Origin of the sequence: Mycobacterium sp. 852002-51613_SCH5001154 (assembly GCF_001667425.1) — a bacterium.
GTDB lineage: Bacteria > Actinomycetota > Actinomycetes > Mycobacteriales > Mycobacteriaceae > Mycobacterium.
Genome location: NZ_LZII01000006.1, coordinates 225,510 through 246,368, shown reverse-complemented (window position 1 = coordinate 246,368; position 20,859 = coordinate 225,510). Strand labels below are relative to the sequence as shown.

Below are 20,859 nucleotides of genomic sequence, written 5' to 3'. Positions count from 1 at the left end.
GGGTGCACCCGCCGCGGCTCGTCTGGGCCGCATTTTCGGGGTGCTGCGCAGCTGACACTAGTCGCGCGTGAGCTTCCGGTGGGTCACTCTGTGCGGCCGGGCCGCGTCAACACCGAGCCGTTCGACCTTGTTCTCCTCGTATGCGCCGAAGTTGCCCTCGAACCAGAACCACTTGGCCTCGTTGTCCTCGTCGCCCTCCCAGGCCAGGATGTGCGTGCAGGTGCGGTCCAGGAACCAGCGATCGTGCGAGATGACCACCGCGCAGCCCGGGAACTTTTCCAGGGCATTCTCCAGCGAACCCAGCGTCTCGACGTCGAGGTCGTTGGTGGGCTCGTCGAGCAGAAGTAGGTTGCCGCCTTCTTTGAGCGTGAGCGCCAGGTTCAGCCGGTTTCGCTCGCCACCGGACAGCACGCCGGCCGGCTTCTGCTGGTCGGGACCCTTGAACCCGAACGCCGAGACATAGGCGCGCGACGGGATCTCGTTCTGGCCGACCTCGATGTAGTCGAGGCCATCCGAAACGACTTCCCACACGGTCTTCTTGGGATCGATGCCGGCGCGAGACTGGTCGACATAGCTGAGCTTGACCGTCTCTCCGACCTTGACCGTCCCGCTGTCCGGCTGTTCCAGCCCGACGATGGTCTTGAACAGCGTCGTCTTGCCCACCCCGTTGGGCCCGATCACGCCCACGATGCCGTTGCGGGGCAGCGTGAAGGACAGGTCCTTGATCAGGGTCCGCCCGTCGTAGCCCTTGTCGAGGTGGTCGACCTCGACGACCACGTTGCCCAGGCGGGGCCCGACTGGGATCTGGATTTCCTCGAAGTCGAGCTTGCGCGTCTTCTCCGCTTCGGCGGCCATCTCCTCGTAGCGCTGCAGGCGGGCCTTGCTCTTCGCTTGCCGCGCCTTTGCCCCCTGCCGCACCCAGGCCAGCTCCTCGGTGAGCCGCTTGTGCAGCTTGGCGTCCTTGCGGCCCTGCACCGCCAACCGCTCGGCCTTCTTCTCCAGATATGTCGAGTAGTTGCCCTCGTAGGGATACGCACGGCCGCGGTCGAGCTCGAGGATCCACTCGGCGACGTTGTCCAGGAAGTACCGGTCGTGGGTCACAGCCAACACCGCGCCCGGGTAGGCGGCCAGGTGTTGTTCGAGCCACTGCACGCTTTCGGCGTCCAGGTGGTTGGTCGGCTCGTCCAGCAGCAGCAGGTCGGGCTTGGACAACAGCAGCTTGCACAGCGCCACGCGGCGCCGCTCTCCGCCGGACAGATTCGTCACCGGCTCGTCCGGCGGCGGGCAGCGCAGGGCGTCCATGGCCTGCTCCAGCTGCGAGTCGAGGTCCCACGCGTCGGCGTGGTCGAGGTCCTCCTGGAGCCGGCCCATTTCCTCCATCAACTCGTCGGAGTAGTCGGTGGCCATCAACTCGGCGACCTCGTTGAAGCGGTCCAGCTTGACCTTGATCTCGCCGAGCCCCTCTTCGACGTTGCCGCGCACCGTCTTGTCTTCGTTCAGCGGCGGCTCCTGCTGGAGGATGCCGACGGTGGCCCCGGTGGCCAGAAAGGCCTCGCCGTTGTTCGCCTTGTCCAGGCCAGCCATGATCCGCAAGACGCTCGACTTGCCGGCGCCGTTGGGGCCGACGACGCCGATCTTGGCGCCCGGATAGAAGCTCAACGTGACGTCGTCCAGGATCACCTTGTCGCCGTGCGCCTTGCGGACCTTTTTCATCGTGTAGATGAACTCAGCCATGCCGCTGTTGTGCCTTTCTGGTCTACAAGTGATCTCGCGGACCATCCTAGGCACCGGCCGACAACCGCCGGCCCGCCCCCAAGCCGACCGTCAAGCCGGCACGGAGAGCGAGACGCGGTCAGCGGCGCCGTCACCGGAGTCGGCCGGGTCGTCGCCGGCCTTCAGGTCCTCGTCACCACCAACGTCGGCGGCCGCCACCGAAGTTCCATTGATGGCCGCCTGCTCCGGATTGGGACCGGTGTAGCCCGGCTTCTCGATCCGCACAATCGCGCGGGATACGTCGGGCCCGACGGAGGTCGCCCGCATCTCCAGTGACGAGCGGCGGTTGCCGTCGCGGTCTTCGTACTCGCTGGTGTAGACGTGACCGACCACGATCACCGGGGCGCCCTTGCCCAACGCGGCACCCACGCCCGTGACCAACTTTCCCCAGCAGTTGACGTTGATGAACAGCGAGTTGCCCGGCTCCCAGCCGCCGTCGGCCGTGCGCCGCCGGGAGTTGCTGGCGACGCGAAACTTGATGACCTCCTGGGTGCCGACCTGTCGGCGTTCGGGGTTGTTGACGATGTGCCCGACCACGGTAAGCGGGGTTTCGAACATTGGAATGATCCCTTCTCGGTTTGCTGTTGGGCGGTGAACGAGGCACCGCCCGTCCTGGCCGCCATTGAGCCCGGCGCCACCGACGGGCCGGCGGGCGAAGGGGCCGGAATCCGGCGGTGCCCCATCGGGCCTGTGGAAGGAATCGCGACTGTGGATCAATCCGCCGGCTGGTGCGGACGGTTGGGTCTGTCGCGCCGCGACAGCTCGGCCAGCATCGCGTTGTAGGCGACCAGCTCGGCGTCGTCGTCGCGGTCGGCGGCGCGGTCCAACCGCCGGGCGGTCCGGTCGTCGCTGCGCGCCCACTGCACCAGCAACGCCAGCATCACGATCACCAGCGGCAGCTCCCCCGCCGCCCAGGCGATCCCGCCACCCAACCGCTGGTCACCGATCAGGTCGGTGTGCCAGGTCAAGCCGAGCGAGCGATAGTAGTCGGCGCCGAGCACCCTGCGGGTGCCCATCAGCACCACCCCGAAGAACGCGTGCAGCGGCAACGACGCGAACACCACGCCCACCTTGGCCAGCGGCGGAATCGGACGCGGCGTGGGGTCGACCCCGATGACGATCCAGTAGAAGAGGTACCCGCTGAGCAGGAAGTGCAGGTTCATCGCCAGGTGCCCCGCGTGACTGCCCACGGCGATGTCGAACAGGCTCGACAGGTACAGCCCGTAGAAGCCGGCGACGAAGAGCACGGTGGCCACGACCGGGTTGGTGAGGAACCGCGACAGCCCGCTGTGCAGGGCGGCCAACAGCCATTCCCGCATACCGGGCGGGTCGTCGCGGCCGGCGGCGGGCAACGCCCGCAGGGCCAGGCTCACCGGGGCGCCCAGCACCAGCAGGATCGGCACCAGCATCGACAGGCCCATGTGGGCGACCATGTGCACGCTGAACATCGCCGGCATGTAGCGACCGACCCCCGACGACGTGACGAACAGCAACGTGAGGCAGCCGAGCAGCCAGGCGACGGTCCGGCCCGGCGGCCAGGCGTCACCCCGGCGGCGCAGGCGGACCACGGCGGCCACATAGAGGGCGGCAAAGACGATGGCGGCGCTGCCGAAGATCAAGTCGAAGCGCCAGTCGAACAGGATCCGCGCCGGGGTCGGCGGGCCGTTGAAGTCGTAGCCGATCTCGGCCTCGGGAATCGAGGGCAGCCGGCTCGGCGGCGGTGGCGGCGGGGTGCGGCCCAGCCCGACGGCGATGCCGAAGGTGAGGCCGAAGACCGCGGCCTCGGCGAGCGCCAGCCGGAGCAGGGCGCGGCGCGCCTCCGGCTGAGGCGGTTCCGCTTGCAAACCGGCGACCGACGAGCGCCGCTGGCGCCAGCCGATCACCCCCAGCACGCATAACGCGGCGAACTTGCCCACCACCAATCGGCCGTAATCGGTGGTCACCAGGTCGCCCAACGGGACGCGCACCGCGGCGTTCACCAGACCGCTGAGCGCCATCGCGACCCAGCACCACAGCGCGATTGCGGAGAACCGCCGCGCCGCCAGGGCGACGTGCCCGCCGCCGCACAGCCCGTAGGCGGTCAACGCCAAGAGGCCGCCGGCCCACAGGCCCGCGGCCATGAGGTGGATCAGCAGGCTGTTGGTCGCCAGGTCGTGCGAACCGCCCGCCGACGAATGGCCGGTCAGCCCGAGCGGGATGAGCGTCAGCAGCGAGCCGGCGAACAGCAGCGGCGTCCACGACCAGCGCAGCACCGAGAGGCTGGCCAGCATCACCAGCGCGGCCAGCGCCGCGGTCCAGCGCCACGCGGAGGCGGTGGTGACCAGGCCGGCGATCGACCAGATCCGCACCGGGTTCAAAAGCGCGACCAGCGGGCGGCCCGACACGTCGGAAATGGTCAGCGGAACCAGGAGCGCCGCACACGCCGCCCAGACACCCGACGCCACGGTCCCCAGGCGAAGCGCCCGGTACCCGTCGGCGTCCAGGACGCCGCTGCGTTGGGGCGGCACCAGAAACGCCGCGAACAGGAACGAGCCCACGGCCAGCACCGCGGCGATCTCCCCCGCCGCCCGGATGAACGGTAGCCCCAGCGTGGTTGCCGGACCCGGGTTCGGCAACCCCGTGGCGGTCAGCGCGTCGGCCAGCGACAACGCCCCGATACCGGCCGCCGTGCAGCCCGCCAACAGCGCGACACCGATCAGCAGCGGCCACGCCCGCGCGCGGGGTGGCGTCACCGACCGATCGACCGTCATACGCCCAGGGTATGAGCCCCGACCGGGGACTACCGAGCCAGGCGCTCCCGACGCGCCTTGACCTCGCGGGCGACGAACTGGTCGCGCGCTATCCGCCCGACGTGATCCGAATCTCGCAGGATGTCCCGCAGCTCCCCCCGAAACGCGGCCCGACGGTCGGCGAGGTCCGGCGCGGGCGCGATGAGATCCTGGTCGACGACGACCTGATAGGCCGTGGCGAACAAGAGCGTCGACACCGATTCGCTGCTGCGGACCCGGGTTTGCGCCACGTATTGGCGGCCCACGCCGAGCGCCGAGGCGGTCAAGTCCTTCTGGCCGACGTCGGCCGGCGCATCCCGCAACACGTCGGCGACGATCTCGTAGGCCTCGAAGAACACCCGCAGCATCGCATCCGCCATCAGCGGGCGCTTGGCGAACAGCAGCGCGTCGATCTCCTCGCCCCCGGCGCTGACATGGGCTTCCCAATCGTCGTGCCAGGCCATCTCTTCGGCGATGTTGTCCCGGAATGCCGCCGAATCCGCGAAGTAGAAGTCGAACTTGAGCAAGTCGCGCAGCCGCATCGCCTGGTCCCAGAAGGCGCGCATCCGGTCGCCCTCGGCGTGCCGGGCATGCGCCAGCGCCAATTCGACGATCGAGGTCTCCAGGAAGGCATGGATCAGCGAGTTGCGGTAGAACGCGGCCGCGTGTTGCTCGTCGGGGACGATGTGCCACACCGGTTCCCGGCCGCCGTCGACCCGGGTGATCGGGTGCCCGTTGGACAACGCGTCGACCGCCGCCCGCACGCCGTCGCGCGAGCGCAGCCGCAGCGCACTCGTCGACATCGGGTTCTGTTTGCGTTCCAGATAGTCGAGCGAGTCCTGCAGGGTGTGGTGCAGCTGATCGAGCGTCAACGCCGCGCCGCGGGTGGTGAGCAGCAACGCGCACACCAGGCCGGTCGCCGTCACCGGCGTCGCCTGCAATATCCGCCACGCGACCTCGAACGACATTTTCTGCAGCGCAAGCCGTTTGGCGTCCTGGTCGTGAGTCAGCGTGCCGTGCGCCGGGCCCAGGTATTGGCGCATCGAAACGGCTTCCGGGAAGCGGACGTAGATCTTGCCGTAGTTGCGTTCGCCCTGCGCCCGGATGAAGTTGTACAGCCAGCCAACGCCTTCGGGCGTCTTCTCCCCGCCACGGGCGTAGGCCGCGTACTCGGCGATCTCGTGCAACTGGTCGAAGCTGATGGACACCGGCTGCAGCAGGATGTCTTCGCTGCGGCCGTCCAGGTAGGCATCGGCGACGTAGGCCAGCAGGCCGAGTTTTGGCGGCAACATCTTGCCGGTGCGCGAGCGCGTGCCCTCGATGGACCAACTCAGGTTGAACCGCTTTTCGACGATGTAGCCGACGTATTCGCGCAGAACGTATTTGTAGAGCGGGTTTTCGCCGATGTTGCGGCGAATGAAGATGACGCCGGACCGGCGCAGCAGCGGGCCCATCGCGCCGAACGACAGGTTGATGCCGGCGAACACATGCACGGGCGGCAGCCGGTTTTCCTGCATTGCCACCGGCACCACCGCGCCGTCGATGTAGGAGCGATGCGAGAACAACAGCACCGCCGGGTGGGCCTCCAGCGCCGCGCGCATCGCGGCGACCTGATATCCGTCGTAGTCAATCTCCGGATCGAATCCGCGGCTGAGCATCCTGCCGAGCACGGAAACGAGGTCGACGGACACGCGGCTCCAGCCGGTGGAGAGTTCGTCGAGCATCTCGCCCGCTTCGTCGACGGTCGCGCCGGGGATTTTCTTCAGCCCGGCACGAAATCGGCTGGACTCCAAGATTTCCGGCTTTACCAGCCGCGGAGACTTGTACTGCGGCCCCAGGATCCGATACTCGACGCGTTCCAGCGCCAGCAGCGCGCGCCGGATGACGAATCGGGCGAAGTCGCTTTCATTCTCGCCAACGGTGGTGTCGCGCCACTGCTCGCGCAGTTCGGAGACTTTCGCCGGTTCGCCGGCCACCACCCGCGCCCGCTGGGGAGCGTTGCGAATGATCTGCAGTTGCTGACGTTCGTTGGGGTGGTAGGGATCTCGCCCCGGTAGCAGCCCGGCCAGCTTGGCGACTCTGCCGCGATCCGGTGGCGGCAGCCAGAACACCCGTACCGGGACGATGGAACGGTCGTCGCCGCCGCCGGCCTCGAGCTGCTCGATCAGCGCGGTCAGCGCATCGGGGGGCGCGGTGGGCGGCGGCAGTTCCAGCACGTCGAATCTCGCCTCGGGCTTGTCCGCGCGCTGTTGAGCCATCCAGGCCGTCACCAGTTCCCGCTCGACCGGCGAGGCCATGGACGCCAACACCAGCGAGTCTTGGCCGGTGAGGATCGCGGTGGTATCCGCGGCCGCTTCGGTCACGGCCGCCCTTCGGGCGCGGATTCCGGCGGCTCCGTGCTGGCGGTGGCCTCGGCGGGCCGGTGTGCCTCACCGTCTTTGAGGGCGGCCTGCGACTCGTGCGGATTCGCCTTGGCGGGCTTGGCTTTCGAGGCGGCCTTCCGGGAGGCGGCCTTCTTTGCCGGTGCCTTCGAGACCGCCTTAGCCGCAGTCTTTTTCGCGGGGGTCTTGGCCTTCGTCGCCGCCTTCTTCTCGGCATACAGGTCGACCTGCGGCAGCTCGTCGATCGGCCAGTTGGCCAGCGTGTCCAGATATAGCTGTCGAACCTCGGCGATGCGCTCCGGCAGGTTCTCGACGGTCCAGTCCTGCACCGAGATCGGCGGAAAGACGGCGACATCCACGGTACCGGGATTGACTACGGTGGAGTTGCGGGCGGCGACGATTTCCGCGTTGCGGATCACGATCGGAACGATCGGGATACCGGCCGCCATGGCCAGGCGGAACGGCCCCTTCTTGAAGGGCCCGACTTCGGTGGTGTCGACGCGGGTGCCTTCCGGCGCGATCACGATCGACAGTCCCCTCCGCGCCCGGTCTTCGATCTCGTGCATCGTCTCCACCGCGGCGACGGGGTCGTCCCGGTCGATGAAGACGCCGTCGAGCAGCTTGCCGAGCGTGCCCATGATCGGGTCTTTCTTCAGCTCCTTCTTCCCCACGCCGATCCAATTGTCGCGCACCAGCGCGCCGGCGATGACCGGGTCAACTTGGTTGCGGTGATTGAAGATAAACACCGCCGGTCGCTGCGCGGTCAGGTTCTCCTGACCGATGACGTTGAGCTGCACCCCGGCGATCGCCAGCGACAGCTGGGAGAAGGTCGAGGTGAAGAAGTTGACCCCGCGCCGCCGGTTGCGGGTCAGCACGCCGATGCCCACGGCGCCGGCGGCGACGGGGAACATCGAGCCGAAGCCGGCGAGGGTGCGGATCTGCCGGCGCAGGCCCACCGGACCGCGGCTGCTGAAACGCAGGATCGGCCAGCCGCGGCGTTTGGCCACGGCGGCCATCTTGCCCTCGGGATTGGTCGGGCGCGGGTTGCCGACCAGGTACATCAGGGCGACGTCCTCGTCCCCGTCGGCGTAGAAGTAACTGTCCTTCAGGTCGATGCCGTTCTCGGCCGCAAACCGTTGCACCGCAGCGGCTTTGCCGGGCCCCCACAAGATCGGCTTCTGCACGCCGCCGGTGAGCATCCCGTCTTCCGTGGTCTCGAACTTATTGGTGAGCATGTTCGAGATGCCGAGGAACCGCGCCACCGGGTTGACCTGGATGGTCAGCGCCGACGAGCTGAGCACCACGGTGTGCCCGCGAGCGACGTGCGCCCGCACCAGCTCGCGCATCTCGGGGTAGATCCGCGACTCGATTCGCTGCACGAACAGCCGCTCGCCGATCTCCTCCAGGTCGTCCAGCAAGCGGCCGGCCAACGCGGCGGCGGCCTTGCCGATGAGGTCCTCGAACTCGATCCGCCCGAGCGTGTGGCTCAGGCCGGCCTGGACCATGCCGAGCAGCTCTCCCACGCCCATGTCACGGCGCAGCAGCCGCTCCTGGGTGAGAATCACCGCCGTGAAGCCGGCCACCAGCGTCCCGTCGAGGTCGAAGAACGCCCCGATCTTCGGACCCGGTGGGCTGGCCATGATTTCGGCGACCGAGCCCGGCAGGCGCATGTCCGTCCCGGGTGTCCCGCGCTCGTTTCCCTGGTCTTTCGTGGTGCTCATGAGCCCGACGCCGTCCGTGCCGAAGTCACCGGTTCGGTGAACGAGGCCGGCACCGCGTGGGGCGCCCCCTCCCCGGCCAGCGCCAGAATTTCGTCGAAGCCCTCCAGCAGGCATTGAGCGAACAGTGGCTCGTTGCGCACCGATGCCCTGTCGTAGCGCACGGTGATGGTGCACCACCCGCCCCGCGAGATCAGCACCACCATCATCGCCACCCCCGGTAATGGACCGATCCCGTACTGCCGCAACACCTTCGCGCCGGCGATGTAGGTATCTCCCGGGTACACCGGGACGTTGCTGGCCTGCACGTCGGAGCCGATCACCGAGCCTGTGATGCCCTCGAGCACCGCCGTAGGCAGGATGCTCAGCAGTGGCGCGACCGAACCGATGATGTTCATCGCGGGCTCGTCGCGGCGCTGCGTCATCTGCGCGCGGATCTTCTTCATCCGCGAGACCGGGTCGACGGTACCCACGGGCGCGGCCAGGTTGACCCCGGTGAACCTGTTGCCGCCGGCCGTGTCGGCCTCGGCCCGCAGGTTCACCGGTACCGCCATCGGCAGCGTGCTGATCGGCACTCCGAGCGCCTCGTGATAGCGCCGCAGGGCTCCGCAGAGGCCGGCGAGGTAGGCGTCGTTGATCGAGCCCCCGCCGGCCTTGGCCGCCCGGTGCAAGTCGGAGAGCGGGATGTCGATCGCTTCGGTGCGGGTGGCCAGGCTGCGGCGCCGCAACAGCGGCGACGGCTCGGCCGCCCGATTGAGCACCCGCATGCCCGAGAGCGCGTAACTCACGACTCCGGACACGGTGGACCCCGGCTCCAGGACGGCCCGTCCGGCAGCCGACACCGCCCCGGACACCGCGCTCATGACACCGCCGACCACGGCGGTGGGCAAGTGGTTAATGCCTTGCCGCATCAGGTCATTGGGTGTGAGGTCCTGCGGGATGGGCAGCGGGGGCGTCGGCTTGGAAGGCGGGTCGCGCTCCAGGTCGTAGATCTCCGCGAACATCTGCACACCGCCGACGCCGTCGGTGACCGCATGGCTGACGTGCAGCAGCGTGGCGGCTTTGCCGTCGGCCAGGCCCTCCACCAGGGTGGCCGTCCACAGCGGACGGGAGATGTCCATGGGCGACTGCAGGATCACCTCGGCGAGGTTGAAGACGTCGCGCAGTGTGCCGGGTTCGGCCACCCGCATCCGGCGCACGTGGAACTCGAGGTTGAAATCGGGATCCACCACCCAGCGCGGCGACGCGGTCGGCAGGGTCGGCACGACAACCTTCTGGCGCAGCCGCAACACCCGTCGGGAAGCGTTCTCGAATCGGGTCAGGAACTTATCCCAGTCCGGCGTGGTGTCGAGAAGTTCCAGCGCCATGATCCCCGACCGAGTCCGGGGATTCGCTTCACCACGATGCATCAGATAGTCGACCGGTCCAAGTTGGTCGGACAATTTCACGACCTCGACGGACTCAGTCATGGTCCTCCGCCCGACGCGCCAGCCCTGTCACCGTCGATCAAGCCTCCTGCCTCGGCCCCGCCAACCCCATAGCCAACACAACGCTAGTCGGGTTGCCGCGCTGGTGAAAGGAGCGGTCGGACCGCCGCGCCGGTGACCGAGGGCCCGGGCTCAGCTGGCCGACGTGGCTGCCAGCTGGTCCAAGTCCAGCAGGGAGCTGACGCGCCGGCCGTAGATGACACCCAAGAAATCGGCGACGGCGTCGGCGGCCAGCCGCGATCGAACCGTGGACAGGATGTCGAACGCGTGGTGCGCATTGGTGAGCTCCGCGTGGGCCACCGTGGCAGCGTCGGCCGCGCGCAACGCCGCGCAGAAGCCCCGGGCCTGGCCACTGGGAACCAACTCGTCCTTCTCGCCGTGCAGCACGAAGAAAGGCGGCGCGTCGCTGTGCACGTAGGTAACCGGTGACGCCGCCCTGAACCGCTCGGGCTTGTCGGCGTAGCGGGCCTTCACCACGAACTGCTCCAGGAACGGCAGCATCAAGTCGTGCATGTTCTCGAAATCGGTGAAGTCGTACACGCCGTAATAGGGCGCGACGGCCTGAACCGTCGTGTCGGCGTCTTCGAATCCGGGTTGGAACGCCGGGTCGTTCGGGGTGAGCGCGGCCAGGGATGCCAGGTGTCCGCCGGCCGAGCCGCCGGTAATCGCGATGAAGTCGGGATCGCCCCCGTAGTCGGCAATGTTTTGGCGGACCCACGCGATCGCCCTCTTCACGTCGATGAGGTGCGCGGGAAACGTCGAACGTGGGCTCTTGCAGTAGTTGATCGAGACGCAGATCCAGCCGAGTTCGGCCATGCGGCTCATCAGGGTGTAGGCCTGCACTCGTTTGTCGCCGACGGTCCACGCCCCGCCGGGGACCTGGATCAGCACTGGCGCCCGCCGCCCCGGCGCCAGGTCATGGCGGCGCCAGATGTCGAGCAGGTTGTCCCGCCCACCCGGACCGTAGGAGATGTTTGACGTCTGCGCCGCGTACCGGCGATGCGGCCCTGGCCTGTTCAACATGCCGCTGCGCGGCGCGCAGGCCGGCTTGATGCTGCTCGGGTGGCACACCTGCTCGCGGAAGTCTGGACCAAACGACTCCTCGAGCGCGGCGGTCAGCGCCCTATCCGCCCGCTGCGCGGCCCAGGATGTGCCGACGCGGCCGATGGACGGGTGCGCGACCCGCGACAGCGCATGCCCGGTCAGCACGTGCGGTGGAAACTCCGTCGAAAGCCAGCCCACGAGGCAACCCAGCGCGAACGGCGAGCCGCGCAGCAACAGCGTGCCGGCCCGGTAAGCATCCATCGCGTCGGCCGCCAGGCGTCCTGCCTGGGTACCAGCCCATGAGCACCGTGAAGTCAGGTGCGTGGTCACGCTCATAGCAACGCCACCCCTCGACGATCTGCACACGCCTCGTTGCGGTAAACGGCCGGTTACCGGCCGGTGTTGCACGTGTGTCGAGGGTCCCAACCATAACCGATAACCGTGGCGCGGGAACGCTTTTCGCGCGCGTCGCGGCGGCGAGTCGTCTCGCGACACGCCGTTGGAATAGACTGACCTGCACATTGCCTCCGTAGCTCAGGTGGATAGAGCAAGGGCCTTCTAATCCCTAGGTCGCACGTTCGAGTCGTGCCGGGGGCACCAAGTTTGACGTCGGACGTCAGTTGATGCTTGACGTTTCGGCTTCGGGTGATGCCTGGTGACCCCTAACAGCCGACTACTTGACCATCGTGAACTGACAAACGTTGGTGTAACCGTCCCGAAAGAGGTCCGAGCAGCCCCGCAGGTAGTGCATGTAGATGTCGTAGGTCTCCTGCCCCTTCAACGCGATCGTCTCTTCTTTGTGTGCCTCGAGAGCGTCCGCCCAGGTATTCAGCGTCGGAACGTAGTTCTTGCCAATGAAGTGATGGCGCTCGACCTTGAATCCCGCGTCCGTGGCGTACCGGTCGATCTGGTGAACCTGGGGCAACCTACCGCCCGGGAAGATTTCCTTGAGGATGAAGCTGATGAACCTCAGCAGGGTCATCGTCGTCTTCAAGCCGAGCGCGTTGACCTCCTCGGTGGTGGGCACCACGATCGAGTGCAGCAGCATCCGGCCGTCGTCGGGCAGCAGGTCGTAGAACTTCTTGAAGAAGACGGCGTAACGCTCGTATCCCGCGTCGCCCGCTCCGTCGGCGAAGTGCTCGAACGCGCCCAGCGACACGATCCGGTCAATCGGTTCGTCGGGGAATTCCTCCCAGCCCTGGATCCGCACCTCCATGCGGCGGGGACTGTCGATTTCTTTGAACTTCTCCACATCGTGTGCGTACTGGTTCTCGCTGAGCGTCAGGCCGATGACGTTGACGTCGTACTCGGTCACCGCGTGCCGCATCGTCGAACCCCAGCCGCAGCCGATGTCGAGCAGGGTCATGCCGGGCTCGAGGTTGAGCTTGTCCAGGGCCAGCTTGCGCTTGGCGTACTGCGCCTCTTCCAGCGTCTTGGTCAAATTCTGCGGGTCGGGATGTTCGTCGAAGTAGGCGCAGCTGTAGGTCATCGACGGGTCGAGCCAGAGCTTGAAGAACTCGTTCGACTTGTCGTAGTGCGACCGGACCTTCTCGACCGGCGGTTTCAGGTGCGCGCTTCCAGCGTTCCCTTGAGCGGACATCTACAACGCCCCTAACTTCCCTGCGGATACGGATGACCAAGATTTTCCAGTGGTCACAGTGATCGTTCCCCAAAAACGTCTGGGTAAAAGCGCTGCTAATCCTTGGGTCACACTTTCGATTCATGCGGGTGGACTCACACCCGGGTAGGACGTCGGCTCATCGTTGACATTTGGTCTCCGGGTGATGCCTGACAGTGTTCCGATTGATGCTTTAAACCCGTTCGGCTGACCCTCCCTGATCAGGGAGTTGAGCGTACCGAGCAGCGGCATCGGACAGTCTTGGTTAGGCGGTGAAACCGCCGTCGACGTTCCAGGCAATGCCGGTGATGAAGCGAGCCTCCGGGCTTACCAGGTAAGCCACGGCGCTGGCGATGTCCTCGGGGCGGCCGTAGTGACCGACCGCCGTGAGTTCCCGCATGGCATCGGCGAATTCGCCCGCATCGGGATTGGCGTCGGTTGCCGTAGGCCCCGGCTGGATGACATTGACCGTGATGCCGCGCGGTCCCAGCTCGCGGGCCAGCCCGCGCGTCAGCCCGGAGAGCGCGGCCTTGGTCATGGCATAGACGGCGCTGCCCGGACGTGGAACGCGGTCCGCGAAGATGCTGCCGGTGGTGACGATGCGGCCACCGGCACCTAGGTGGGGAATCGCCCGCTGGATGGCCACGAATACGCCCCGAACATTGACTGCCAGCATCCGATCGAAGTCCTGTAGCGCAAAGGATTCGGCGACACCGGACTTACTCAACCCGGCGTTGTTCACCAGGATGTCCAAACCGCCGAAGGCCGCCACTGTGGCATCGACCGCGTCGGTGACCTGTTGCGCGTCGGCGCTGTCGGCCTGAATGGCCACCGCCGTGCCGCCCCGTTCCGACACCTCCGCCCGCAGCGTGTCTGCCGCGGTTGCCGAAGCTGCGTAGGTGAATCCCACCATCGCGCCGTCGGCGGCCAACCGCTTAACGATCGCCGCGCCGATCCCGCGCGAGCCACCGGTGACCAGTGCCCGCCTTCCCGCCAGAACGTTCATTCCTGTCCGCGCCTCCTTTAGCTTCGGGGCCCGAAGGCGTGCCGCGCCCGCTCGGCGAAGGACTGCCACCGGATGTCCGGGTTCGCGGCGTGCAGAGCCTCGATATCGACGCGGTAGCCGGGGCCGTTGAGGAACTGCCACATCGCGTGCATATCGGGATTGGCGATGGAGTCGAGCGGGGTCTGTTCGTGTCGCACGCTGTGCCCCAAGGCCGCGCTGAGCACGTCGGCCATCTGCGCCGGCGTGGCGGCGTCGCCGGCCAGCTCGATGCGCTGCCCCAGGTACGGCTCCGGATTGCCTAGCACCTTTGCGACAAACGCCGCCAAGTCTGGGCGGGCCAACTGCTGCAACGGACGATTGGGCGGCAGCGGCAGATCGAGCACCCCGGCATGAATGCGGTCGGTTCCGCCGAGGGCGTTGTCGAAAAAGTAGGTGGGGGCAGCAATGGTGTACGGCACGCCGCTAGCGGTCAGCTCCGCCTCGATGATCGCTTTGCTTTCGAAATGCGGCACACCGGTGTGCTGATCCGCTCCGGCGACTGAACTGAAGACCAGGTGTGGCACCTGCTCGTCGATGGCCGCCCCGACGATCGCACGACCCTGGGCTAGCTCGGCGTCGACCCCCGCGTCGAACGGAGTGGTCAGCGCGAATACTCCTGCGACGCCGCGCACCGCCGCTCCAAGCGCATTGTGGTCATCGAGAGAGCCGACGACAATCTCGACGCCGCGCTCATGCAGACGACGAACCGACGGCGCGTCAGGACGCCGCACCATTGCGCGCACCGGGGCTCCTAGGGCCAGCAACGCGCTGGCAACCGCGCCGCCCTGCCCACCGGTGGCGCCCAACACCAAGAAGGGTGATCCAGACGTTGCTCTCAACGGAGTTCCTTGCCGCTGCGGCCGCCCTGGCCGAACCAGGGGTAGACAAGACCGACCTCTTCGGCTTTCTTCGCGATCGCCACCGTGGCACGGATGCGCTCGGCTTCGGTGGGTGTGTAGCCCGTCGTCGGATCATCGGTGACGTCGCCGACCGTAAAGATCCCAAAGTGCATACCGGACATCGATTCCACACCTAACGACCGCGGTGCGCTTAAGGACCCCCTATGTCCGAATAGGCCGCGGCGCGTGAAAAGACCTTACGCCTCGTCCACAGCGCGGGTAAGTGCTTGACTAAACGCCTGGCCGCACGGAAGCGGCACCGAGCCAGGAGTGATCAGCCAATGGCGCAACCCAGCGATGCGTGGCCGAGCCTGCGAATTGACGACTGGGCGCCGACGCGGGCCACACTGCACATGTGGATGCAGATCGTCGGCAAGGTCCGACTCGCTCATTCGCCGATGGTCAACCATTGGTGGCAGGTCACTTCGTACGTGACTCCCCGTGGGCTGACGACTTCGACGATCCCGTACGGGACCGAGGTTTTCGACATCGAATTCGACTTCATAGATCACCAGTTGCTGATTCGGAGCAGCACCGGAGCCACCCGTGCCGTGGCGCTGGAACCGATGTCGGTCGCCGAGTTCTACGCGCAGACCATGCGGACACTGGATGAATTAGGACTCACCACAAGCATCCAATCGCATCCTAACGAAGTCGACCCAGCCCTGCCGTTCGCCGAGGACAGCGAGCACGCGTCGTACGACCCTGCCGCCGCCAACCTGTTCTGGCGCCAGCTCCTGCAGGCCGACCGGGTACTTGGTCAATTCCGGTCCCGCTTTATCGGCAAGGTCAGCCCGGTACATTTCTTCTGGGGCGCAATGGATCTCGCGTGCACTCGGTTTTCCGGCCGCAAAGCACCCCGCCATCCCGGCGGGGCGCCGAATTGCGGAGACTGGGTCATGGTCGAGGGCTACTCACACGAACTGAGCAGCTGCGGGTTCTGGCCCGGCGGCGGTGACGAGGGCGCGTTCTACGCTTACGCCTATCCGGAGCCCGACGGGTTCGGTGACCACGCCGTCGGTCCCGCAAACGCTGGCTACCGCAAAGAGCTCGGTGAGTACGTCTTACCGTATGAGGTTGTCCGGCAGGCGGCTGATCCGGATCGGACGCTGCTCGGTTTTCTCCAAGACACCTATGAAGCGGCGGCCATCAATGCCGGCTGGGACCGTGCCGCGTTGGAAGACGACCCGGATCGGTGGAGCGCCTACCGAACACGAGGATGACCACCGAACGGAAAGTCATTGCCGCGCAGCGAGTGCCGTTGACGTCGCCCGCTGCACGGTGGCTGGTCGCAGCGGCGGTCCTTGGCTCCGGCATCGCGTTTCTCGACAGCACCGTGGTCAACGTCGCGCTCCCCGCTATCGGGCGGGACCTGCGTACCGGGTTGGCCGGCCAGCAGTGGGTACTCGACGGCTATCTGCTGTCGCTGACGGCGTTGCTGCTCTCCGGAGGCGCGGCGGGCGACCGTTATGGTCGGCGCCGTGTGTTTCTCAGCGGCTTGGCCGTTTTCACCGCGGCCTCGCTCGCCTGCGGACTATCGCCGACCGTGAGCTGGTTGATCGGCGCACGCATCGTTCAGGGCGTCGGCGCGGCAGCGTTGGTTCCCGGCAGCCTTGCATTGATCGACGTCGGAATCAGAGACCAAGACCGGGCGCGTGCCGTGGGGATTTGGGCAGGGATGTCCGGGGTAACCACGGCACTCGGCCCGTTGATCGGCGGTTGGCTTGTCGACGCCGCGTCCTGGCGGTGGATCTTCTTCTTGAACATTCCGCTGGCCGCCGCCGCCGGGTGGATTACGGCTCGTCACGTTCCCGAATCGCGCAACACCGCCGCGCGAGGACGCCCGGATGTCCTGGGCGCCGCCGCGGTGATGGTCGGCCTCGCCGGAATGATCTATGCGCTGATCGAAGCGCCTTCTCGCGGCTGGACGCCAATCACCGTGGCAGCCGCCACAATTGGCGTAGCGGCACTCGTGACGTTTGCGTTGATCGAGACGCGTGCCGCCGCCCCGGTCCTACCCCTGCGCTTATTTCGCTTGCGCCAATTCACCGGCGCGAACCTCACCACGCTCGCCGTCTATGCCGCGCTCGGGGGCGCTCTCTTTTTGCTGGCACTACAGTTGCAGCAAACCCTGCACTACTCGGCGTTAGCTGCCGGCCTCGCAACCCTGCCGACCACCATCATCATGTTGCTCGGCTCGCCGTGCGCCGGTGCCTTCGCCGAGCGCCTGGGTCCGCGGCTGCCCATGACGGTAGGCCCCCTGTTTGCCGCAGCCGGACTGGCGTTGATGGCCCGCATCACCCCGGGGGCGTCATACTTCGAAGCGGTGCTGCCCGCAGTCGCGGTCTTCGGCCTCGGTTTGGCGATCACCGTCGCGCCGCTCACCGCGGCGGTCCTCGCCGCCGTGCCGGAGGAGCTTGCCGGAACCGCTTCAGGCGTCAACAACGCCGTCGCGCGCCTCGCCGGACTGCTCGCCGTCGCGGCCTTGCCAACCGTGGCCGGAATCGATGCCGGCATCGGGCAACCCCTCGGCCATGGCTTCGCAGTTGCAATGCTCATTGCCGCAGCAGTCTCCGCGAGCGGCGGGATCGTCGCGGTCGTCACCATTCACAGCGGCGTCGGCGTCGCACACCAAGTACTGCCCGGGGTTAATTGCGCCTGCCAAGACCCCTGCACTCGACATGCCGCGCAAGCGCCGGATGGCAGGTAGCAGTTCCTTATCGTTGCTGTGCCGCGAGCGCGTGTGCCGCGATCGATAAGCGTCGACGAACCGTGACTAGCTCCCGACCAACTATTCGGACGGGTTTGCGTGCGGCAGCGCTGCGGGTAACCCCCCGGGGTGCGCGCGGAATCGGTGATTCCTGCAGCCGCGGTTGCCGTGGCCATTGCCGCATGCTCGGGTCCCATCGCATCGGCTGATCCCACGCCCGAGAATCCACCGTTTCCGATCGGTCAGTTGGGTGTGCCCGTGCATGTGCGGTCGGCCAGCGGCGCGACCGCAGACATCACTGTCGACAGTGCAACGTGGTTGCCGCCGGGGTGCGCCTCGCATTTTGCGAATCCGTCTGGCCCCGGCTGCAACGTCGCGGAATTGACCATCACCGCGACGTCCCACCGGTTCTTCCAATTCGACCGGAACTACATATTCGCGGGTTACGGCGGCGGCAGTCAGCCGTTGACCCATCCCGACAATGCGCCCCAGCCGGCAACGCTTGCGGTCGACTACCAGAGGCTCGACAAGATGCCCCCGCTGCAGTCGGGCGGCCTTCAGGACGGGCAGACCACGCATGGTTTCGTGGGCTTCGCTATGCCTGCGGCAGGCGACCTGTACATCACGATCAACGATCCCGCGCAACCCGCTCCCTTCACCGAAGCGGGATGGATCGTCCACACCTGACGCCGACGGCAGGCACTAACCGGTGACCCCGGCCAGTTCGTGTGCCACCGCGTCGAACGCGCGCAGCGTGTCCAACATGTGCGGCTCATGGGAGTGCGGCTGGGTGGACACCTTGGCGGCGACGACCTCCGCGGAGCGGTTGACGTAGACCATCTGGCCGCACATGCCCAGGCACAACACCACGTTGCTGCCCGGGTACGGGAACCACATCTGGTTGCGGTACATCCCGCCGGGCAGATCGGTGTCGTGATCGGGGCTGGCGGCGAATGCCTGACGGGAGTCGGCGCCGCCGTCGAGGGTGTCGGCGATCCACGCCGCCGGCACCACTTGCTCCCCGGTCAGCGAGACACCGTCGCGCAGGAACAGCGAGCCGAACCGGATCATGTCGGTGAGACAGGCGCTGATGCCGCCGTCGCAAAACCCGGTCCCGACCGAGTCGACGGCAATGGTGGCGTCGCGTTGGGCGCCGATCCGACTCCACAACAGTTCCGACATCAATTCGGGCATCCGCTGGCCGGCAGCGACCTCGCAGATCCAGCCGAGGACGTCCGTTTCACACGAGCGATATTCGAACGGTCCGCCGTGAGCCGACTTCTGCCGCAGGGTCAGCAGGAAGTCGTGCAGCGTGGCAGGGACGTCCGGGCCGCTCTTGGGTGCCCACCCCATCGCCTGGTCGAGACGGTGGATCTCGGCGGCCGGATCGTCGTAATTTTCGGAGAAGGCGATGCCCGACCTCATGTCCAGCAGGTGGCGCACCGTCGCGCCGGCGTAGCCGCAATTGGCCAGGGCGGGAACGTATCTCGTGACCGGCGCGTCAAGATCGATCGCACCGGAGCCGTACAACCCGCCGGTCACCGCCGCCACCATCGACTTGCTCACAGAGAACAGCAGGTGCCGGGTCGTGGCCGTCATGCCGTCCAGGTACTCCTCGGCCACCGTCGAGCCGCGGTGGGTGACGGCCCACCCGTCGGTGACGGTGGCGGCCATTACCGCGCCGACGGTGGTGGCCGTCCCGTTGGTGTTGGTCACCGAAATTTCGGCCACGGGAGCACGGGCGGCCGGAAGGCGCGCGACCGGCCCGGCCCCCCGGGGGATTACCGCGGTCGGCACCATGTCTTCGACATGCTGGAAGGACCACCGCGCGTACGGCGGCGACAGCCAGTTGTGCAGTGCGATACCGGCCGGGCGGCTCACGCGCGCGCGACGAGTCGCGAGACGATCGGCGCGGCGGGCGTCAGGGGCGTTGAGGTGAACTTCGCTTTCATACCCTTGACCCAGCGCTGGCAGCGGTCGCTGAGCTGATAGTCGTCCGTCTGCAGGTGTGCGCGGGTGACGAGCACGCCGAGTTGGGCGCCCTCGGAACGCAAGTCGCCGGGCGCCGCGACCCGCATGTAGAAGGCCTCGGAGCCGTCGAGCAGCGTGGCCCAGTCGTTGGCGGTTCGCGAAAAGGAGACCCGACCGTCGTCGTCGATGCGCCATACCCCGGTGCGCGGCGTCGCGGTGAAGATCTCGATATCCGGCGAGGTCTCGGTGAGGATCACCTGGCCCCAGACCTCGTCCTCGCCGTAGCCGCGCTCCCAGCGGGAGTTGATCTCGTCGATGTCGAGCTCGTACTCCACGTCCATGTACTCGAGCAGGTGAAAGAGGAACAGCGGCATGTCGGCGTAGGCCTCGGTGGTCAGATTCGTCATCGGACTCGCGCCGCTCAGGCGCGGATTCACCTCGCCGAGGTAGAGCTCGTCGGAGTCGAGGTCGTGCAGCAGGTCCACCTCGAAATAACCGAGATAACCCTCGCGGCGCATGACGTCGCCCAGCTTTGTCACCATTTCTCGCGCGGCATGCGTCTGGGCGGGCGGCAGCACCTCGTGCCAGATGTCATTGCCACACCAGCTGCCCCGGCTCGGCGTCAGCTCCGAATAACCGACGAGACTGGTCATCGCTGGGCCGACCACCGTGCCGTGGCGGGTCACTGCACCCTCGAGGCACACCTCCACATTGCGGATGCGCTTCATGACCTTGAGGTCCTGCCCGACCAGGTTACCGGCGTGCTGGTCCCAGTCGCGCTGACCGTGCACAAAGAACGTCCCGCTGCCGGCATTGCCGTACGCGATCGAGATGACGAGGTCATCCCCTAACCCGGCGCCTTGTGCGAGCGCCAGCAGTTCGTCGTAGGAGCCGGCCCGCCCGATCGTGTTTGGCACGCTCGGCACCCCCGCCTCGCTGGCCAGGCGCGTCATGACGATCTTGGAGCCCAGGCGATTGCGCAGCTCGATCGGCGGATGCATGACCTCGAGGCCGGCGGACCGCGCGAGGGCCTGGATTTCCTCGTTCATCATCACAAAGCAGCACTTGCCGCCGGGACCTTTACCGGCGATGAACTCGAGCGTCTCGGAATCGGACAAGAGGTGGCTGCACACCTCGTCCATCGAGTCGAAATCGCGGCGGTCACGTCGCCGGGGCACGAACACGCGCGAGTGTGTGCCCTCGAAAGAGTCAAAGTACGTGAGGTAGAAGAAGTTTCGTATCCAGCGGTCGACGCCTAGCAGGTTGAACGGGGTCGGCGAGATGAAGTACAGCGGCACCTTGTTCGTGTGAAAGAACGCGCGGATGTCCGAGAGGCCTTTCAACGGGCGGCGCGGCTCCAGCTCGGGCCCACCGGCGGGCACGATCAGGCCACCCGCGGGGGCGCTGCGCTCAGCGCATAGGCGGTGCAATCACAGAGGTTCATT

Annotated in this window: 15 protein-coding genes, 1 tRNA gene and 1 pseudogene; 4 read left to right on the top strand and 13 right to left on the bottom strand. The window is 67.0% G+C overall.

The window, feature by feature from the left end; all coding sequences use genetic code 11:
- Positions 1 to 57 precede the first annotated feature (57 nt).
- From ettA to A5750_RS03000, 7 genes are all read right to left on the bottom strand, one after another.
- Positions 58 to 1,734, bottom strand: coding sequence for an energy-dependent translational throttle protein EttA (ettA, locus tag A5750_RS03030; RefSeq protein ID WP_067261114.1), 1,677 nt, complete (start codon positions 1,732 to 1,734; stop codon positions 58 to 60).
- A 90-nt stretch (positions 1,735 to 1,824) separates the two neighbouring features.
- Positions 1,825 to 2,331, bottom strand: a complete 507-nt coding sequence (locus A5750_RS03025) for a single-stranded DNA-binding protein (protein ID WP_066958404.1) — start codon at positions 2,329 to 2,331, stop codon at positions 1,825 to 1,827.
- 155 nt (positions 2,332 to 2,486) lie between these two features.
- Positions 2,487 to 4,523, bottom strand: coding sequence for a cytochrome c oxidase assembly protein (locus A5750_RS03020; RefSeq protein ID WP_067261111.1), 2,037 nt, complete (start codon positions 4,521 to 4,523; stop codon positions 2,487 to 2,489).
- Between the two features lie 29 nt (positions 4,524 to 4,552).
- Positions 4,553 to 6,904 (bottom strand): glycerol-3-phosphate 1-O-acyltransferase, encoded by a 2,352-nt coding sequence (locus A5750_RS03015; RefSeq protein ID WP_067261109.1) that lies wholly within the window; start codon positions 6,902 to 6,904, stop codon positions 4,553 to 4,555.
- A complete protein-coding gene (locus A5750_RS03010; protein ID WP_066958409.1) occupies positions 6,901 to 8,643 on the bottom strand; it encodes an HAD-IB family hydrolase/lysophospholipid acyltransferase family protein in 1,743 nt (580 codons plus the stop codon). Before A5750_RS03010 ends, A5750_RS03015 begins: the two co-directional genes overlap by 4 nt.
- Positions 8,640 to 10,109: a wax ester/triacylglycerol synthase family O-acyltransferase gene (locus A5750_RS03005; protein ID WP_067261107.1), complete on the bottom strand. Its 1,470-nt coding sequence runs from the start codon at positions 10,107 to 10,109 to the stop codon at positions 8,640 to 8,642. The genes A5750_RS03010 and A5750_RS03005 overlap by 4 nt, the downstream gene beginning before the upstream one ends.
- Positions 10,110 to 10,259: 150 nt before the next feature.
- The gene (locus tag A5750_RS03000) at positions 10,260 to 11,507 is read right to left on the bottom strand and encodes an alpha/beta hydrolase (RefSeq protein ID WP_067261101.1); all 1,248 of its coding nucleotides are present in this window, start codon (positions 11,505 to 11,507) and stop codon (positions 10,260 to 10,262) included.
- Between the two features lie 187 nt (positions 11,508 to 11,694).
- Here A5750_RS03000 and A5750_RS02995 point away from each other — a divergent pair.
- Positions 11,695 to 11,771, top strand: a tRNA-Arg gene (locus A5750_RS02995).
- Positions 11,772 to 11,844: 73 nt separating this feature from the next.
- Here the strand turns inward: A5750_RS02995 and A5750_RS02990 are convergent.
- The 4 genes and pseudogenes from A5750_RS02990 to A5750_RS25705 form a co-directional block, all read right to left on the bottom strand.
- On the bottom strand, positions 11,845 to 12,771 hold the full coding sequence (locus A5750_RS02990) for a cyclopropane mycolic acid synthase family methyltransferase (protein WP_067261100.1): 927 nt from the start codon (positions 12,769 to 12,771) through the stop codon (positions 11,845 to 11,847).
- A gap of 283 nt (positions 12,772 to 13,054) precedes the next feature.
- The gene (locus A5750_RS02985) at positions 13,055 to 13,795 is read right to left on the bottom strand and encodes a 3-oxoacyl-ACP reductase family protein (RefSeq protein WP_066958415.1); all 741 of its coding nucleotides are present in this window, start codon (positions 13,793 to 13,795) and stop codon (positions 13,055 to 13,057) included.
- A gap of 17 nt (positions 13,796 to 13,812) precedes the next feature.
- Complete coding sequence (locus A5750_RS02980; RefSeq protein WP_067261098.1) at positions 13,813 to 14,673, bottom strand: NmrA/HSCARG family protein; 861 nt, start codon at positions 14,671 to 14,673, stop codon at positions 13,813 to 13,815.
- Positions 14,674 to 14,720: 47 nt separating this feature from the next.
- A pseudogene (locus A5750_RS25705) lies at positions 14,721 to 14,846 on the bottom strand (LLM class flavin-dependent oxidoreductase); the annotation flags it as partial.
- Positions 14,847 to 15,014: 168 nt separating this feature from the next.
- Here A5750_RS25705 and A5750_RS02975 point away from each other — a divergent pair.
- The 3 genes from A5750_RS02975 (at position 15,015) to A5750_RS02965 (ending at position 18,130) form a co-directional block, all read left to right on the top strand.
- On the top strand, positions 15,015 to 15,956 hold the full coding sequence (locus A5750_RS02975; RefSeq protein WP_067261096.1) for a DUF5996 family protein: 942 nt from the start codon (positions 15,015 to 15,017) through the stop codon (positions 15,954 to 15,956).
- The gene (locus tag A5750_RS02970) at positions 15,953 to 17,443 is read left to right on the top strand and encodes a DHA2 family efflux MFS transporter permease subunit (protein ID WP_067261094.1); all 1,491 of its coding nucleotides are present in this window, start codon (positions 15,953 to 15,955) and stop codon (positions 17,441 to 17,443) included. The genes A5750_RS02975 and A5750_RS02970 overlap by 4 nt, the downstream gene beginning before the upstream one ends.
- 129 nt (positions 17,444 to 17,572) lie before the next feature.
- Positions 17,573 to 18,130 carry a hypothetical protein gene (locus A5750_RS02965; RefSeq protein ID WP_067261092.1) on the top strand — a complete coding sequence of 186 codons (558 nt, stop codon included), beginning with the start codon at positions 17,573 to 17,575 and terminating at the stop codon, positions 18,128 to 18,130.
- A gap of 15 nt (positions 18,131 to 18,145) precedes the next feature.
- On the opposite strand, the gene A5750_RS02960 is transcribed toward A5750_RS02965, so the two are convergent.
- Together A5750_RS02960 and A5750_RS02955 are read right to left on the bottom strand one after the other, a co-directional pair.
- On the bottom strand, positions 18,146 to 19,324 hold the full coding sequence (locus A5750_RS02960; protein ID WP_067261090.1) for a serine hydrolase domain-containing protein: 1,179 nt from the start codon (positions 19,322 to 19,324) through the stop codon (positions 18,146 to 18,148).
- Positions 19,321 to 20,802 carry a biotin carboxylase gene (locus A5750_RS02955; protein WP_156664252.1) on the bottom strand — a complete coding sequence of 494 codons (1,482 nt, stop codon included), beginning with the start codon at positions 20,800 to 20,802 and terminating at the stop codon, positions 19,321 to 19,323. Before A5750_RS02955 ends, A5750_RS02960 begins: the two co-directional genes overlap by 4 nt.
- Positions 20,803 to 20,859 lie beyond the last annotated feature (57 nt).

Bases quoted from the DNA above. Each gene is read 5' to 3' on its own strand.
- A5750_RS03020 (WP_067261111.1), bottom strand. From the start codon at position 4,523: ATGACGGTCGATCGGTCGGTGACGCCACCCCGCGCGCGGGCGTGGCCG.
- A5750_RS02975 (WP_067261096.1), top strand. From the start codon at position 15,015: ATGGCGCAACCCAGCGATGCGTGGCCGAGCCTGCGAATTGACGACTGG.
- A5750_RS03010 (WP_066958409.1), bottom strand. From the start codon at position 8,643: ATGAGCACCACGAAAGACCAGGGAAACGAGCGCGGGACACCCGGGACG.
- A5750_RS03000 (WP_067261101.1), bottom strand. From the start codon at position 11,507: ATGAGCGTGACCACGCACCTGACTTCACGGTGCTCATGGGCTGGTACC.
- A5750_RS03025 (WP_066958404.1), bottom strand. From the start codon at position 2,331: ATGTTCGAAACCCCGCTTACCGTGGTCGGGCACATCGTCAACAACCCC.
- A5750_RS02990 (WP_067261100.1), bottom strand. From the start codon at position 12,771: ATGTCCGCTCAAGGGAACGCTGGAAGCGCGCACCTGAAACCGCCGGTC.
- ettA (WP_067261114.1), bottom strand. From the start codon at position 1,734: ATGGCTGAGTTCATCTACACGATGAAAAAGGTCCGCAAGGCGCACGGC.
- A5750_RS03005 (WP_067261107.1), bottom strand. From the start codon at position 10,109: ATGACTGAGTCCGTCGAGGTCGTGAAATTGTCCGACCAACTTGGACCG.
- A5750_RS02985 (WP_066958415.1), bottom strand. From the start codon at position 13,795: ATGAACGTTCTGGCGGGAAGGCGGGCACTGGTCACCGGTGGCTCGCGC.
- A5750_RS02970 (WP_067261094.1), top strand. From the start codon at position 15,953: ATGACCACCGAACGGAAAGTCATTGCCGCGCAGCGAGTGCCGTTGACG.